The sequence below is a fragment of the Kitasatospora sp. NPDC001664 genome (assembly GCF_053596675.1).
This window is the reverse complement of the sequence record NZ_JBSFGS010000002.1, coordinates 25563-40936: the sequence shown is the minus strand read 5'-3', so window position 1 is coordinate 40936 and position 15374 is coordinate 25563. Positions and strand designations below refer to the sequence as shown.

The following is a 15374-nucleotide window of genomic DNA, read 5'->3' as shown; positions in this document are numbered from 1 at the left end:
GGCTGAAGGATCCTCTGGGGATCGGCCTCAGGCGGCGACGCGCGGGGCGTTGACGTCCTCGGGGAGCGCCTTCTGGGCGACCTCGACGAGGGCGGCGAAGGCACCCGGGTCGTTCACGGCGAGCTCGGCCAGCATCTTGCGGTCGATCTCGACGTTCGCGATCTTCAGGCCCTGCACGAAGCGGTTGTAGGTGATGCCGTTGGCACGGGCCGCAGCGTTGATGCGCTGGATCCAGAGCTGGCGGAAGTCACCCTTGCGCTTCTTGCGGTCGTTGTAGTTGTAAACGAGCGAGTGGGTGACCTGCTCCTTGGCCTTGCGGTACAGGCGCGAGCGCTGGCCGCGGTAACCGCTGGCCCGCTCGAGGATGACCCGGCGCTTCTTGTGGGCGTTGACTGCCCGCTTGACGCGTGCCACTTCATTACTCCTTGGGTTGGACCACGGACTACTTCACGTGGTCCGTTAACGATGGGGTCGGAAGGATCAGCCGGACTCCCGCGGCCTCAGCCGCGGGCGGGCGATCACTTGCCGAGAAGCTTCTTGATCTTCTTCGCGTCAGCCGGGGCCATCTCGACGGTGCCGGCCAGCTTGCGGGTCAGCGTCGAGGGCTTGTGCTCGAGCAGGTGGCGACGGCCGGCACGCTCGCGCAGCACCTTCCCGGAGCCGCTGATCTTGAAGCGCTTGCTGGCGCCGCTGTGCGTCTTTTGCTTCGGCATATCGCCGTCTCTTCCTCGTCGGTCCGGGCTCCCGCCCGCGCGTTTCCGCGCGGGCGGGGCCGGATTGATCGGGTGAGCGGGGCGGGACGCCCCACTACCTGGGTGACCGGACCGCTCAGGCGTCCTGGGCGGTCGCGGCCGGCTGCTCGACCTCCGCGGCGGCGGTCTCCTCGGCGGCGGCCTCGGCCTCCACCTCGTCGTCCTCCACCTCGTCGGCCTCGGCCTCGAGGGCGGCGTTCTCCGCCTCGAGCGCGGCGTCGTCGTCCGCGGCGGCGTCGGAGCCGGCGGTGCGGCCCTGACGCTCGGCCTTGCGGGCGTCGGCCAGCGCACGGGCCTCGGCCATCGCCTCGGTCTTCTTCTTGTGCGGGCCGAGAACCATGATCATGTTCCGGCCGTCCTGCTTGGCCGACGACTCGACGAAGCCGAGGTCCTCGACGTCGGAGGCGAGCCGCTGGAGCAGTCGGAAGCCCAGCTCGGGGCGGGACTGCTCACGACCGCGGAACATGATCGTGATCTTGACCTTGTCGCCCTGCTTGAGGAACCGAACGACGTGACCCTTCTTGGTGTCATAGTCGTGCGGGTCGATCTTCGGCCGGAGCTTCATCTCCTTGATGACCGTGTGCGCCTGGTTCTTGCGCGCCTCACGGGCCTTCATGGCCGACTCGTACTTGAACTTGCCGTAGTCCATGAGCTTGCACACCGGCGGCCGGGCGGTCGCCGCGACCTCGACCAGGTCGAGGTCGTACTCCTGCGCGAGCTCCAGCGCCTTGGCAAGCGGCACGATGCCGACCTGCTCGCCGCTGGGACCGACGAGTCGCACCTCGGGGACGCGAATCCGGTCGTTGATGCGGGGCTCGGTGCTGATGGGGCCTCCTCGGTTGCACCTTCTGCGATGCGGCCGTCGGACGGCGGTCGCACGTAGTGGACTCGACCACTGGGCGGGGCTTCATTCGTGCTGCGCTGCCCACTGGCGTACGCACCGCGGCACGAAAAAAGCCCCGCTCGGTATACAAGCGGGGCTCCACAGACCGGGGCTGCACCCTCGGAGGGGCGCTGCGGCGACTCGCTGGAGCCTTGCGGCTCAGGTGTCGCGGACCGGACCCGTCGACCGCTAGGCCGATCAGGTGGGAGACTTTCGCGGTTGCCCTCTCGGGCCTCCTGTGAGTGGAGCCTCCACTTGCTGGCCGGGCGATCCGAAGATCTCCTGGCCGGTCAGTCTCGAAGCATACCAGCGTTTCCGGAGGGTGCGGTATTCCGCCTCCGGCGGGCGGTCACCGGGCGGGTGCTCGGTACGCTCCCTGGTGTACGCCTCCATCAGAAGAAGTGAGCACCCGTGAGCGACGACACCACTCCCCACGACGACGAGATCGGCTTCGACGACCTCACCCGCGACATCGCCGAGGTCCCCGCCGTCGAGGTGATCACCACCGTCGCGGTGCACCTGATGAGCGCCGCCGCGGTGAAGTGCGGCCTCGCCGAGGGCGGCGAGAAGGACAAGGACCTGGACGAGGCCCGCAAGCTGATCACCGCCCTGGCCGGGCTGGTCACCGCCGGCGCCCCGGAGATCTCCAACTTCCACGCCGCCCCGCTCCGCGACGGGCTGCGCTCGCTCCAGCTCGCCTTCCGCGAGGCCTCGCTGGTGCCGGACGCCCCGGGCTCCGGCCCGGGCGAGAAGTTCACCGGCCCGGTCTACAGCTGACCCGCCGTCAGGCCAGGTGGCTACGCCTTTGGGGGCGCGGGGAACTGCGCGCAGGGGAACGGCAGCACGTGCAACTGGCTGACGTGCCCCGACCTCACGCTGGTCCGCCTTCCGGACTCGCGCAGTTCCTCGCGCCCCCAAAGGCGTAGCCACTTCCGCCGGCCACGGCACTGCCGCCGAATCCCCTCCGCGCCCGCGCGGCGGAGCCGCACATCAGCAGAGCCTCGCGCCCCCGACGGCGTAGCCGCCGCCCCTAGCCGAGCAGGGCGAGGTCGAGGCCGCGGTCGAGGCGGACGCGGAGGGTGTCGTCGGCGGCCAGGGCGGTGGCCAGGCGCTGGGCCAGCTCCTGGACCGCGGTGCCCTCGGCGAGGGAGAGGGCGAGCACGGCGTCGGTCTCGGTGCCCGGGCGCAGCTCGGCGCGGAGCACGGCCGGCTCGGCCTCGACCAGCGCCTGCACGGCGGCCCGGACGTCCGGGTCCTCGGCGGGCGGCAGGTAGGGGCGGTTCTCGGCGACGGCGCGCAGCCGGGCGCCGGTGAGGGTGTAGGTGACGGGCCCGGCCGGGTCGACCAGCAGGGTGTCGGCGCGCTCGGAGTAGGCGACCATCGCGGCCTGCGGGGCCGCCACCGGGGCCGGGCGGGCGTCGGCGCGCCAGGCGGCCATGGACGCCAGCGAGGTGAAGGCCGGCAGCGCGCGGCGGCCGTCCGGGGCCTCGATCACGGGGACGGCCATGTCGCTGGTCTTCTCGTGCTTGTGGCCGTGGGCGTCGACCTCGACCTCGCCGAGCAGGGCGACGATCGGAACCATCAGCCGACTGCCCGTCAGGGCGGCCAGCACCTCCGGTTCGCCGGCCCCGCTCTGCTGCCAGGCGGCCAGCGCCGCGGTCAGGCGGGGATCGGCGGTGCCGTCGTCGTCGGCGAATCCGGGGTTCGGGATGTTCTTCTGCTGCTCCACCCGCTTGAGGGTATGCCAACCGGGCGGTCGCATTCTCAGCCGGTGCTCATCGGCGGCTCAGGCCACGTCCATGGGCGCGGCGGAGGGTCGACGGCATGACGGGAACGCGTAGGAGCAGGATCGGGGGTGCGCTGCTGCTGCCGGTGCTGGCCCTGACGGCGGGCGGGGTGTGGGTGGCACAGGCGGACGGCGGCGGGCAGCCGAGGGCGGCAGTGGTCAACGCCCAGGCGGTGGCCGCGACACCGACGCCGACACCCACGCCAACGCCCACACCGACGCCGGTGGACCTGAACGCCGTGCTGGCCGCGGCCGCCGCGCAGGTCCCCGCCGAGGGCGGGGCCTCCGTCGCGGTGCTGGACACCGCGAGCGGGGCGAGCGCGGTCTACGGGGGCGGGTCGTTCGTCACCGCGAGCATCGTCAAGGCCGATCTGCTGGCCGCCCTGCTCTGGCAACGCCAGCGCGCCGGGCGGGAGTTGAGCGCGGACGAGAAGGCCACCGCGACCCTGATGATCGAGCAGAGCGACAACGACGCGGCCGACGCCCTGTGGAGCGCCGTCGGCGGGGCGGCCGGGCTGGACGAGGCCAACGCGGCCTTCGGCCTGACCGCCACCACCGCCGGGACGGACGGCTACTGGGGCCTGACCACCACCACGGCCGCCGACCAGCTGAGGCTCCTTCAGGTGGTGTTCGGCCAGGGCTCCCCGCTGACCGCCGGCTCGCAGGCCTACCTGCAGTCCCTGATGGGGCAGGTCGAGGCGGACCAGGACTGGGGCGTCTCGGCGGCCGACCAGGACGGCGCGTACACGCTGAAGAACGGCTGGCTGCCGCGCAGCGCCACCGGCCTGTGGGCGGTGAACAGCATCGGCCGGGTGACGTACGACGGCCGCGAGCTGCTGGTGGCGGTGCTGACCGAGGGGTCGGCGGACGAGGGGGCCGGGATCGCCACCGTCGAGGGGTTGGCGAAGGCCGCCGCGGGCGCGCTGACCGGGGAGTTGACGTACTGACAACCCCCTACCCATGAGTACGGAGCTGTGGCAGTCTGCGGCCATGACCAAGCTCACGGCTCCCGGCCTCGCCGCCGACCGGGCCCGGTACGACCGGGCCACCGCGCACCTGGACGCGCCGCTGGCGGTGGTGGACCTGGCGGCCTTCGACGCCAACGCCGCCGATCTGGTCCGCCGGGCGAACGGCAAGCCGGTGCGGGTGGCGAGCAAGTCGGTGCGCTGCCGGGCGCTGCTGGAGCGGGCGTTGGCGGTGGAGGGCTTCGCGGGGGTGATGAGCTTCACCCTGGCCGAGTCGCTCTGGCTGGCCCGCGAGGGCTTCAAGGACGTGCTGCTGGCCTATCCCTCGGCCGACCGGGCCGGGTACGCGGAGCTGACGGCGGATCCGAAGCTGGCCGCCGAGGTCACCGTGCTGGTGGACGACCCGGCGCAGCTGGAGCTGATCGACGCGGCCCGCGAGGGCACCGAGGAGGTCCGGGTCTGCCTGGAGCTGGACACCTCGCTGCAGCTGCTGGGCGGCAAGGTCCGGATCGGGGCCCGGCGGGCGCCGCTGCGCACCCCGGAGGCGCTGGGCGCCTTCGCCGAGCTGGTGCAGCGCCGCCCTGGCTTCCGGGTGGTCGGGCTGATGGCGTACGAGGGCCACGTGGCCGGGGTGGGCGACTCGCTGGCCGGGCGGCCGGTGCGCTCCAGGGTGATCCAGGCGATGCAGGCCAAGGCGCGGCGCGAGCTGGCGGTGCGTCGGGCGGCGGTGGTGCGGCGGCTGCGCGAGGTGGCCGAGCTGGAGTTCGTGAACGGCGGCGGCACCGGCAGCGTGGAGTCCACCGTGGCGGAGCGGGCGGTGACCGAGGTGGCCGCCGGTTCGGGGCTGTACGTGCCCCGGCTGTTCGACAACTACCGTTCGTTCCAAGGGCGTCCGGCCGCACTGTTCGCGCAGCCGGTGGTGCGGCGGCCCGGGCTCGGGGTGGTCACCGTGCTCGGCGGCGGGTACCCCGCCTCGGGCGCGGCGGGCGCCGACCGCTCCCCCGTGCCGCACCTGCCGGCCGGGCTGCGCTACGACCCGCAGGAGGGTGCCGGGGAGGTGCAGACGCCGCTGCTCGGCGCGGCCGCGGACGACCTGCGGATCGGGGACAAGGTGTGGTTCCGGCACGCCAAGGCGGGCGAGCTGTGCGAGCGCTTCGCCGAGCTGCAGCTGATCGAGGGCGACCGGGTGACGGCCACCGTCCCGACGTACCGGGGCGAGGGTCGGACGTTCCTCTGACGGCCGTCCGTGCCCTGTCCTAGTCTGACGGGACATCACCGAGGCCAGGGGGCAGGGGACATGGAAGCCGAGCTGATCACCGCGGTGGCCACCACCTTGACGGGTGCGATGACCACCAGCGCGTGGCAGGCCGTCCGCAACCGGGTGGCCGCGTACTTCGGGCGGGACCGCGAGGAGGTGGTCACGGCCGAACTGGAGATCGCCCGCGAGGAGTTCGAGCAGTACGGGGACCAGACTTCGCTGACCGAGTGGCTGCGCCGCGCGGTGGAGGAGAACCCGGCCTTCGCGGAGGAGCTCCGGGCGCTGGTCTCGGAGCACGGCGGCACCACGGTGAAGGTCCACCAGGGCGCGGAGAACGTGATCACCGGCGGGACCTTCCACGGCAAGGTGATCCAGGCGAACAGCATCGGGATCATCAACGGCTGAGCACGTGCGGACGGCCCCGCGGGGAGGAGTGCGGGGCCGTCCGGGTCCGGGGTGAGGGGGCGTCAGGTGCCGGTGCCGCCCTCGCCGATCTTGCCGTTGAAGGCCTTGACCGACTCCACGATCTTGTCCATCTGGCTGAGCGTGGGCGCCTTGTCGGCGATGTCGAAGCCGAGGTGGATGGTGGCCAGGCCCTTGCCGTCGGCGGCCGGGAAGACCACCGTCTGGACGTAGCCGTCGTTGCCCTCGGGCGCGTCCACCTTCCAGCGGACCAGCCAGCCGTCCCGGCCGTCCACCGCGATCGGCTCGGACTTGAGCTGCTCGTGGGACTTGACCTTGCCGTACGACTGCTCGGCGGCCGCGTTGATGTCCTGCTCGGCGGCCTGCTTGGGGTCGCTGCCCTGGAGCTGACCGGTGTTGGCACCGCCCAGGGAGCACTCGCCCTCGCCACTGGCGCAGGTGTAGGAGCCGACCGACATGGCGGCGAAGCCGTCCTTGGTGGTGCCGGCCGTCCAGCCGGAGGGGACGGAGAGGCTCAGCTTGTTGACCACGTCCACGGCCAGGCCGGCGTTGCGGCCGCCCTTGCCGTCGGGGCCCTTGCCGTCCGGGCTCTTCGGGGAGGCCGAGGAGCCCGGCGCGTCGGGGACGCCCCGGCGGCCCTCGGCACCGTCCCCGCCCGGACGGAAGTCGGGGCGGACCCGGTCGGAGGCGCGGCGGTCGGCCCGGCCGTCCATCGCCAGGTAGGTGACGCCGGATCCGACCAGCAGACCGGCCAGCGCCGCCACGGCGGCGGCGATCAGCACCGGCTTGCCGGGACCGGACTTCGGACGGGGCTGCGCCGAGGGGAGCAGCGGCGGCTCCGGGTAGCGGTACGCGGCGCCGTTCTCCAGCACCTCCCCCGTCAGCACCGTGGGCGTGGGTTCGGCGACCGGCGCCGACAGCACCGTCGGCGCGTCCTCGGCCGGGGCGGCCGGGGCGGCCGGGGCGGCCTCATCGGCCGGGGCCGCGGCGGGGGCGTCCGCGGGCGCGGGCCGGGTGGAGGCCGTCCAGCCCTGCCCGTCCCACCAGCGCTGCGGCCTCGGGTCGCTCGTGGTGTCCTGCGGGTCCGGGTACCACCCGGCGGGAATCTGCTCGCTCACGCCAGAAAATGTAAGGCGCCCCGGATAAACGCGGTATCAGTTGACGGCCCTTTCCGCCCGTTTTTCGATGAGATTCCGCTGAGAACCCTCCGGGAGGCGGTCCGGCCACCTGACGGAGCCTCGGGCGTACGGGTGGGGCCCGCGCGAATCCTGCGTACGGGAGGGGCCGGACGCGGCAGAATCCCGGCCATGACCAACAGACCAGTGATCGGCATCAGCACCTACCTCACCGAGGCCAAGTGGGACCACTGGGACGCCCAGCGCGCCGTCCTGCTCCCGCACCGCTACCCCCTGCTGGTGCAGGAGGCCGGCGGCATCCCGCTGCTGCTGCCCCCGCAGCCCGCGGAGCACGCCCCCGACCTGCTCGCCCGGGTGGACGGGCTGGTCATCGCCGGCGGCCCGGACGTCAACCCCTCGCTCTACGGCGAGCAGCCCCACCCCAGGACCCGCGCCTTCGCCCCCGAGCGCGACCACTGGGAGGCCGCGCTGCTGCGCGCCGCCCTCGCCTCCGGCCTGCCGGTGCTCGGCATCTGCCGGGGCATGCAGCTGCTCAACGTGGTCTGCGGCGGCACGCTGATCCAGCACCTGGAGGAGGGCGCCGCCCACCTGGGCTCGCCCAACCACTACGGCTCCCATCCGATCCGGCCGCTGCCGGGCACCCGGCTGGCGGAGCTGCTGCCGGAGGCCGAGGTGGTGGTGCCGACCTTCCACCATCAAGCGGTGGACCGGGTCGGCGAGGGCCTGACGGTCAGCGCCCGGGCCGAGGACGGCACCGTGGAGGCGGTCGAGGGAGAGGGCTTCGTGCTCGGCGTGCAGTGGCACCCGGAGCAGGGCACCGACCTGCGGGTGATGCGGTCCCTGGTGACGGCGGCGATGGTCCCGACCCCGGTCGGCTGACGCAGGCCCGCTGACCCCGGCTGGACGTAACGGCCGGTCAGAGTCCGTACCAGGGGCCGATCAGCGCGCCCGCCGTTCCGGCCAGCAGCAGGCAGGCCACCACGGAGCGGCGGGCCGCCAGGAGCCAGGCCAGCGCCAGGGCGAGGACGGCGGTCTGCCAGCCGTACTCCAGCCCGAGGGCGAGCGGGACGGACGACCCGGCGATGGCGCCGACCACGGCCGGGCCGGCCCCGGTCAGGAAGGACTGCACCCGGCGGTCGGCCCGCAGCCGGTCGAAGTGGCGCGCGCCGAACAGCACGAAGAGGAACGACGGGGCGAAGGCCACCGCCGCCGCCAGCAGCCCGCCGCCGAGGCCGGCGGCCGCGTACCCGACCACGGCGACGGTCTGCACCACCGGGCCCGGGGTGATCTGGCCGAGCGCCACCGCGTTCAGGAACTGACCGTCCGTCATCCAGCCGTACCGCTCCACCGCGTCGGCCCGCATCAGCGGGATGATCACGAAGCCGCCGCCGTACGAGAGCGCACCGACCTTGAACGCCACCCAGGCCAGCGCCCCCAGCCCGCCCGTGGCGGGGAGCGCCCCGAGCACCAGGGGAAGTGTCAGGCTCCGCTGCCGGACGGCGACTTCGGCCAGCCCGGCGGCCAGCAGCACCAGCACCAGCCACGGCCCGGTGAGCAGCGCGGCCAGCGCTCCGGCCACCGCGTAGCCGATCCACCGGGCCCGGCCCGCGCGGTCCCCGTCCGTCCCCCCGGCCCGGGCCCAGCTGCCCGGCACCAGCCCGGCCGCGGCGTGCACCGCCACCGCCGGGACGGCCGCCCCCGCACCGGCCGCCGCGCCCAGCACCCAGGCGGGCGGGGCGTCGGACAGGAAGAGCACCGAGAGGGCCAGGATCAGCAACAGCCCGGGCACGATGAAGCAGGCCCCGCCGACCAGCGCGCCCGGGGCGCCGCGCAGCCGCCAGGCGGTGAAGACCGCCAGCTGGGTGGAGGCCGGGCCCGGCAGCAGGTTGGTCGCCGCGATGCCGTCCTCGAACTCCTCGGCGCTCAACCAGCCGCGCCGCTCCACGCAGAGCCGGCGCAGCAGCAGGATGTGGGTCGGCGGCCCGCCGAAGCCGGTGCAGCCGATCCGGCCCCACTCGACGGCGATGGTGCCCAGCGACACCCGTTCCTGACGCTCCGGCACGTCCCGCCCCTCCCCGGTGATCACTGTTGGGCGGCGGAACCCTAGCGCAGACGGCCGACCGGCTGATGAACGGCCCGGAACCGGTGCGCGGCCCCTCCGGCGGGAAGGGGAGCACCATGGCGAACCACCGACACGCACACGGACCGGACGGGCACTCCCACGGCAGCCACTCCCACGGCGGTCACTCCCACGGGGTCTCCGCCGACGCCGACCGGCGCTGGCTGCTGGGCGCGCTGGCGCTGATCGTGCTCTTCATGGCCGGCGAGGTGGTGGTCGGCCTCGCCGCACGGTCGCTGGCCCTGCTCTCGGACGCCGCGCACATGCTCACCGACGCGGTCTCCATCGTGCTCGCGCTGATCGCGATGGCCCTCGCCCGGAGGCCCGCCCGGGGCGGCTACACCTACGGGCTGAAGCGGGCCGAGATCCTCTCCGCCCAGGCCAACGGGATCACCCTGCTGCTGCTCTCCGCCTGGCTCGGCTACGAGGCGGTGGTCCGGCTGCTCGAACCGCCGGAGGTGACCGGCTCGCTGGTGCTGGTCACCGCACTGGTCGGCATCGTGGTGAACGTCGCGGCCACCTGGTGCCTGTCCCGGGCCAACCGCAGCTCGCTGAACGTCGAGGGCGCCTTCCAGCACGTGCTGACCGACCTCTACGCCTTCGTCGCCACGGCGGTGGCCGGTCTGGTCATCGTGACCACCGGCTTCACCCGGGCCGACCCCATCGCCTCGCTGATCGTGGTCGCCCTGATGCTCAAGGCCGGCCTCGGCCTGGTCCGGGCCTCGGGGCGGATCTTCCTGGAGGCCGCGCCCGCCGGCATCGACCCGGACGCGGTGGCCGACCGGCTGATCTCCGGCTCGGAGGTCAAGGAGATCCACGACCTGCACATCTGGGAGATCACCTCCGGCGAACCCGCCCTCTCCGCCCACGTCCTGGTCGCTCCCGGCGGCGACTGCCACGCCGTGCGCCGCGACCTCCAGCGCACCCTGCGGGAGGAGTACCGGATCACCCACACCACCCTCCAGGTCGACCACGTCGGCGAACAGCTCGGCCAGGACCTGCTCACCCTGGGTCGTTCGGCCGTCGAGGCCCGGGACCGCCCCCGCGACGAGCACTGCGACGACGTGCACGGACCGGTGCACCGCGGCGGGCCGCACCAGCACTGACCCCGCGCTTGTGAGGCTCCGTCAGCCCGTTGCGGCATGATCGGAGGCATGACCGCACCCAGGCTGATGCTGCTCGACTCGGCGAGCCTCTACTTCCGTGCCTACTTCGGCGTGCCGGAGTCCATCAAGTCGCCCGACGGGCAGCCGGTGAACGCCGTGCGCGGCCTGCTCGACTTCATCACCCGCCTCGTCCAGGACCACCGGCCCGACCAGCTGGTCGCCTGCATGGACGCCGACTGGCGCCCCGCCTGGCGGGTCGAGCTGATCCCCACGTACAAGACCCACCGGGTCGCCGAGGCCGCCGTGGACGGCGAGGAGGAGGTCCCCGACACCCTCGCCCCCCAGGTCCCGGTCATCGAGCAGGTCCTCGACGCCCTCGGCATCGCCCGCCTCGGCTCCCCCGGCTACGAGGCCGACGACGTGATCGGCACCCTGACGGCCCGGGCGACCGGCCCCGTCCAGATCGTCACCGGCGACCGGGAGGCTACAGATTACCAACCCGCGCGCGTCCTGATCGTGACAGGTGACAGAGACCTCTTCCAGCTGGTCGACGACGCCCGCGGCGTGCAGGTCCTCTACCCGGTCAAGGGCGTCGGCAACGCCCAGATCATCGACGAGGCCGCCCTGCGCGAGAAGTACGGCGTGACCGGCTCCCAGTACGCCGACATGGCCGCCCTGCGCGGCGACCCCAGCGACGGCCTGCCCGGGGTCAAGGGCATCGGCGAGAAGACCGCCGCCCAACTCATCCACGAGTACGGCGACCTCGCCGGCATCCGCGCCGCAGCCGCCGACCCGCTCTCCAAGCTCACCCCCGCCCGCCGCAAGAACATCCTCGAAGGCGCGGCCTACCTCGACGTCGCCCCCACCGTCGTCCGCGTCGCCACCGACGTCCCCCTCCCGGACTTCGACCCCACCCTCCCCCATGAACCCCTCGACCCCATGACCCTCGAAGAGCTCGCCACCCGCTGGGGCCTCGGCACCTCCCTCACCCGCCTCCTCGACACCCTCGCCGCCACCCGCTGAGAGGAGCCAGCGGTCCTCTCCGAGCAGGCTCCCCCGTGCGCCTTGGGGCGCACCGCTACTCCCACAGGACAGTTGCGGCAAGCGCGCGCAACGGGTTCAAGCTGTACTACGACCTCTAAGTCGAGGTTGTTGGCACTGCTCGGCAAACCGCCACTGCATGGGCGCTGACCTGCGAAAACACCTCTCGTGATCTCTCGGCGATTCTCGTCCGTCCTCGTCCTCATGTGAACCCGCTGTGCACCGGGTCCCGGTCTAGGATGACGGACCGTCAGTAGAGGTGGCGCCATCCGGGCCCCGTCGCTCTAGTTACAGGGAGCAACGGGGCCCGGATCGTTTCAGCTCGGTCGCCAACCCAACGACTGCCGCGCCCTCTGGGCCTTGCTCGACGAAGCCGAACTCAATCTCGTAGATCTTCTGTCTCTCGATGTTCGCGGTGTCGATGCTGCGGAGTCCGGCAGCTGGTCGTGGCCACCTCGAACCACTCGGCGGTACGGTGGCAGCCCGGACTAACTGATCTGATCGCTGTGCCCGAGCAATTGGGCGATTTGAGCTGAGGACTAACGTGGCCACACGCGCGATGCTGCGAGGTTATCTTCTTGAGGAGTCACTGGCCTGGCTCCTGCGGCACAGCGGCTACCGCCTCTTGGTAAGCGCGCAGCAGGACCTCGTGGAGCTCGACGCCGAGGGGAGCACTCTTCGAGTCCGCGGCCGGGGCGCAGTACATCAGGTGGACGTGCTCGGCGAGTTTGCCTTCACGCCGGCTTTCTCGTTGCCCGTCCGGCTTTTTCTGGAGGCCAAGTTCTACAAGACTCCGTGCAAGCTGGAGGTGGTGCGCAACGCTCACGGGGTCGTCCACGACGTCAACGAGAACTTCATGAACGGGTCAGGTTCCCGACCCCGGCGGCGGTACCAGTACTCGTACGCACTCTTCTCCGCCAATGGCTTCACCGCAGAGGCCCAGCAGTACGCGCTCGCCCACCAGATCTCGCTGGTAGATCTATCCGGCGAATCCTTTGAGTGGCTACGCCAGGCTCTCTATGCGACGGCCATCAAGCTGTTCAACGCCCAGGTGCAGCACCAGGTGAAGCCCTTCCCCGTCACCTGGATGCGGAGCGAGCTTCGCAAAGCCCTCGGCACAGGAGCCCCGGATCTCATGCCGCCGGTGGCCACCAGCGCCACGAACTTCAAGGCCGCTGCCGAAGCCATCATCGCCGACTTCGTGTCTGCATTGATGGAACACGGCGAGACCGAGCTGCTTCTGGGCTTCCCTGCAGCCCCGTTCATCCTGCCGCTGGCCGTCGATGACAAGCAGAAGTTCCTGGCGTATGCCGACGCCAATCCGGACCACGCAGTCAGGATCCGCCGGACTGGTCAGAACGGCACTGCCGAGTGGGCCCTCTCGCCCCGGGGCGCCGAGGACGGTTACCAGCTTACCTTCAAGCTGCCCGAGCACATTGAGGACTGGATCAGCGATATCGACGAGAAGGAACGTCAGCGCACCCTCGAGATCAAGTCAAACTTCCTCGCCAGCATCACCATCTACCGAATGAACGGCACTGGAGTGCGGTCCTACCAACTCCGGTACGAGCCCGCCACACTGAGGAACCGGTAACATCTAGGCGGAATCCAGACAAATCAGGATGACCCTAACCTCGGGAATTGCCACGGCCGGCACACCTGAGTGCCGGAAGTGGCCAGGCCCAGCTCACGGGAGCCACGTCGAATCGGCTGACTTCACTGGACGAACCGCGTGGGCTCACGGAGCACGGATGCTGCGGACTCCAGGTCCGCAAGCCGGGCCGCGAGGGTAGCGATGGCGAGCCGCTCGGGTAGGGCGGTGTTGAACTTCAAGCCTGCCACGGCCCTTTCGCTGACATCGGGAAGGCACAGTCGATCGCCGGCGTCCGCGGTGGTGGCTTTCCACATCTGCGGGGTGAGGTCCTGCCTCAGCCTGACGCAGGCGTCATCGGGTCGCTGCGAGGAGTCAGCAAGGTCCGCGAGCGTTGCGGTTAGGGTCGCGTTGGCCTTGTAGCCTGCCCAGGTCCACCAGCGAACGTCATCGGTCCCGGCTCGCTCGATGACCGTTCCGCCGGGATGGACCGTGCTGAGGCCCTTCGCGCGAACCTTGGTGAGGTAGGTAGCGGCTCTGCCGGTGATCGTGACTGGCGGGTCTGCGCCGAGCAGCACGTCTCGCTCGGCACGGGTCAGGGCGAACGAGGCACCGCGAATCTCGCCGCTGTTCCACCGGGCCTTTCCACCGCCGTCGGCGGCTTCGACGAAGCAGCGCTTTCGATTCCAATCGATGTGAGTTACTCGCCAGCTTCGGCCGCCGAGCAACAGAAGTCGAGGTCCCTGAATTTTCTCCGTCAGGAGTGCTGGATCAGTCTTGCCCAGCTCCGTCCGGCCCGAGAGCACGGTGAACTCCGGTGCAGCGGTGAAAACTGCGGTGAGCTGCATGAAGTGCCGATGCCCGAAGCGCCGCTCGGCTTCAGGGCCGACAAAGAGCATCCCACCGTCCTGGTCCAAGTATCCCTGGTCCACCAAGTGCCGGATGATCGGCTCAGCACCCCGCTCGAACGGGCCGACGCCGTTCCACCACTCGTGCCACAGCCGCGTCCCCACCCGATGCTCTTGGAGGCAGAGTGCCAGCATCTGCTGGGCCACGATGTGCCTCGGCTCAGGCGGTGGAGCCACCGGCTCCACCCAGTGGCGGCCCCAGAGCAGCAACAAGGCAGCCGCATGTAGAAGGGCGTCCTCGCTGAGCGTCAGGAACAGACAGTTCCGCTCGGTGCCGGACCGCCGCCCAGTCCGGCCGAGGCGCTGCAGGAATGATGCCACCGTCAGCGGTGCGTTGATCTGGATGACTCGGTCGAGGTCGCCAACATCGATGCCGAGCTCCAAGGTGCTCGTGGATACGATGACACAGTCGCGCGCCTCCTCGAAGGCACGTTCGGCCTTGCGGCGCTCGTCCACGGACAGTGAGGCGTGCGACAGGAACGTGGTGACACCTTTGGCTCGCAGTGAGGCTCCCAGCTCCTCGACCAGTTGCCGGGAATCGCAGAAGACGAGTCGTTTCTCGCCCCGGTGGAGGGTCGCGATGACTTTGGCTGCATTGTCCACAGAGCCGACGTAGTCGAGCACAATGTCACCGGGCGGCGGGGCAGTTGCCCCCTCGGCGTCGTTAGCCACGGCGGGACCAGTCGCAGCTGCCTCCAGGTGCGGCGCCACCACTCGCGCTGGGTGCTTGTCAGCGCCCGATCCCTGGAGCCAGTGCAACAACTCGTCCGGGTTGCCGACTGTAGCTGACAGACCGACCCGCTGGATGTCCCGGTCAGCCACTTTGGAAAGTCGCTCCAAGACGGCCAGCAGGTGCCATCCTCGGTCGTCTCCCGCAAAGGCATGCACCTCGTCGACGACGACCGTACGGAGTCCGGAGAAGAACTGCCGGTGGTCGACCTTGGTACTCACCAACATGGATTCCAGCGATTCCGGGGTGGTGAGCAGTACGTCCGGCCGCTCGCGCAGGATCCGCTGTCGTTGCCCAGCTGTCACGTCCCCGTGCCACAGAGCGACTCGACGGCCCAACCAGCCGGTGTACATCTCCAGCCGAGGAAGGAGGTTGTTGAGCAGCGCCTTGATCGGACACACGTACAAGAGTGACGTGCCCTGCCAGTTCTCGGTCGCCATACGCGACAGCAGCGGGAACGAGGCGGCCTCGGTCTTGCCGCCGGCGGTGGGTGCCAGCAGCAGTGCGTCATCCCCTGCAATCAGCGGCTCGATAGCGGCTTCCTGCAGGGGGCGTAGTCCGGGCCATCCCAGCGTGTTGACGATGTGGTGAAGAACGACGGGATGCAACTGGTCGAGGGACATGGTTGTGTCTCAGCCCCTTGCCTGGTCGAGGCACGGACCGAGTGCTTCAGCGA

At 71.0% G+C, this 15374-nt stretch carries 15 protein-coding genes; 8 read left to right on the top strand and 7 right to left on the bottom strand.

Annotation, left to right across the window (positions count from 1 at the left end):
- Positions 1-27 precede the first annotated feature (27 nt).
- The 3 genes from rplT to infC form a co-directional block, all read right to left on the bottom strand.
- Positions 28-414 (bottom strand): 50S ribosomal protein L20, encoded by a 387-nt coding sequence (gene rplT, locus ACWCYY_RS02525; RefSeq protein WP_345279500.1) that lies wholly within the window; start codon positions 412-414, stop codon positions 28-30.
- Between the two features lie 104 nt (positions 415-518).
- Complete coding sequence (gene rpmI / locus ACWCYY_RS02520; RefSeq protein ID WP_030286227.1) at positions 519-713, bottom strand: 50S ribosomal protein L35; 195 nt, start codon at positions 711-713, stop codon at positions 519-521.
- Between the two features lie 115 nt (positions 714-828).
- The gene (gene infC / locus ACWCYY_RS02515; protein ID WP_345279575.1) at positions 829-1578 is read right to left on the bottom strand and encodes a translation initiation factor IF-3; all 750 of its coding nucleotides are present in this window, start codon (positions 1576-1578) and stop codon (positions 829-831) included.
- Between the two features lie 468 nt (positions 1579-2046).
- Between infC and ACWCYY_RS02510 the strand changes: the two genes are divergently transcribed.
- The gene (locus tag ACWCYY_RS02510) at positions 2047-2412 is read left to right on the top strand and encodes a DUF1844 domain-containing protein (RefSeq protein WP_345279502.1); all 366 of its coding nucleotides are present in this window, start codon (positions 2047-2049) and stop codon (positions 2410-2412) included.
- 253 nt (positions 2413-2665) lie between these two features.
- Here ACWCYY_RS02510 and ACWCYY_RS02505 read toward each other — a convergent pair whose 3' ends face one another.
- Complete coding sequence (locus ACWCYY_RS02505; RefSeq protein WP_449794865.1) at positions 2666-3364, bottom strand: SseB family protein; 699 nt, start codon at positions 3362-3364, stop codon at positions 2666-2668.
- Between the two features lie 95 nt (positions 3365-3459).
- Here ACWCYY_RS02505 and ACWCYY_RS02500 point away from each other — a divergent pair, with 95 nt between their 5' ends.
- From ACWCYY_RS02500 to ACWCYY_RS02490, 3 genes are read left to right on the top strand one after another with little or no spacing between them, the layout of a single operon-like run.
- On the top strand, positions 3460-4368 hold the full coding sequence (locus ACWCYY_RS02500; RefSeq protein ID WP_449794864.1) for a serine hydrolase: 909 nt from the start codon (positions 3460-3462) through the stop codon (positions 4366-4368).
- 43 nt (positions 4369-4411) lie between these two features.
- The gene (locus tag ACWCYY_RS02495) at positions 4412-5623 is read left to right on the top strand and encodes an amino acid deaminase/aldolase (protein ID WP_449794863.1); all 1212 of its coding nucleotides are present in this window, start codon (positions 4412-4414) and stop codon (positions 5621-5623) included.
- Between the two features lie 60 nt (positions 5624-5683).
- Positions 5684-6049: a hypothetical protein gene (locus ACWCYY_RS02490; RefSeq protein ID WP_345279510.1), complete on the top strand. Its 366-nt coding sequence runs from the start codon at positions 5684-5686 to the stop codon at positions 6047-6049.
- A gap of 62 nt (positions 6050-6111) precedes the next feature.
- Here the strand turns inward: ACWCYY_RS02490 and ACWCYY_RS02485 are convergent, their stop codons facing one another.
- Positions 6112-7185 carry a DUF2510 domain-containing protein gene (locus tag ACWCYY_RS02485; protein ID WP_449794862.1) on the bottom strand — a complete coding sequence of 358 codons (1074 nt, stop codon included), beginning with the start codon at positions 7183-7185 and terminating at the stop codon, positions 6112-6114.
- A gap of 189 nt (positions 7186-7374) precedes the next feature.
- On the opposite strand from ACWCYY_RS02485, the gene ACWCYY_RS02480 reads away from it, so the two are divergent.
- Positions 7375-8082 carry a gamma-glutamyl-gamma-aminobutyrate hydrolase family protein gene (locus ACWCYY_RS02480; protein ID WP_345279514.1) on the top strand — a complete coding sequence of 236 codons (708 nt, stop codon included), beginning with the start codon at positions 7375-7377 and terminating at the stop codon, positions 8080-8082.
- 37 nt (positions 8083-8119) lie between these two features.
- Here the strand turns inward: ACWCYY_RS02480 and chrA are convergent, their stop codons facing one another.
- Positions 8120-9265 (bottom strand): chromate efflux transporter, encoded by a 1146-nt coding sequence (chrA, locus tag ACWCYY_RS02475; protein WP_449794861.1) that lies wholly within the window; start codon positions 9263-9265, stop codon positions 8120-8122.
- A 116-nt stretch (positions 9266-9381) separates the two neighbouring features.
- Here chrA and ACWCYY_RS02470 point away from each other — a divergent pair, with 116 nt between their 5' ends.
- From ACWCYY_RS02470 to ACWCYY_RS02460, 3 genes are all read left to right on the top strand, one after another.
- A complete protein-coding gene (locus ACWCYY_RS02470; protein ID WP_449794860.1) occupies positions 9382-10428 on the top strand; it encodes a cation diffusion facilitator family transporter in 1047 nt (348 codons plus the stop codon).
- Positions 10429-10464: 36 nt separating this feature from the next.
- Complete coding sequence (locus ACWCYY_RS02465; protein WP_449794859.1) at positions 10465-11451, top strand: 5'-3' exonuclease; 987 nt, start codon at positions 10465-10467, stop codon at positions 11449-11451.
- 562 nt (positions 11452-12013) lie between these two features.
- Entirely contained in the window at positions 12014-13063 is a 1050-nt protein-coding gene (locus tag ACWCYY_RS02460; RefSeq protein WP_449794858.1) for a hypothetical protein, read from the top strand.
- A gap of 122 nt (positions 13064-13185) precedes the next feature.
- On the opposite strand, the gene ACWCYY_RS02455 is transcribed toward ACWCYY_RS02460, so the two are convergent.
- Positions 13186-15321: a DEAD/DEAH box helicase gene (locus ACWCYY_RS02455; protein WP_449794857.1), complete on the bottom strand. Its 2136-nt coding sequence runs from the start codon at positions 15319-15321 to the stop codon at positions 13186-13188.
- Between the last annotated feature and the right edge of the window lie 53 nt (positions 15322-15374).

Coding starts and splice junctions, on each gene's coding strand:
- rpmI (WP_030286227.1), bottom strand. CDS start 713: ATGCCGAAGCAAAAGACGCACAGCGGCGCCAGCAAGCGCTTCAAGATC.
- ACWCYY_RS02500 (WP_449794864.1), top strand. CDS start 3,460: ATGACGGGAACGCGTAGGAGCAGGATCGGGGGTGCGCTGCTGCTGCCG.
- ACWCYY_RS02495 (WP_449794863.1), top strand. CDS start 4,412: ATGACCAAGCTCACGGCTCCCGGCCTCGCCGCCGACCGGGCCCGGTAC.
- ACWCYY_RS02490 (WP_345279510.1), top strand. CDS start 5,684: ATGGAAGCCGAGCTGATCACCGCGGTGGCCACCACCTTGACGGGTGCG.
- ACWCYY_RS02480 (WP_345279514.1), top strand. CDS start 7,375: ATGACCAACAGACCAGTGATCGGCATCAGCACCTACCTCACCGAGGCC.
- ACWCYY_RS02470 (WP_449794860.1), top strand. CDS start 9,382: ATGGCGAACCACCGACACGCACACGGACCGGACGGGCACTCCCACGGC.
- ACWCYY_RS02465 (WP_449794859.1), top strand. CDS start 10,465: ATGATCGGAGGCATGACCGCACCCAGGCTGATGCTGCTCGACTCGGCG.
- ACWCYY_RS02455 (WP_449794857.1), bottom strand. CDS start 15,321: ATGTCCCTCGACCAGTTGCATCCCGTCGTTCTTCACCACATCGTCAAC.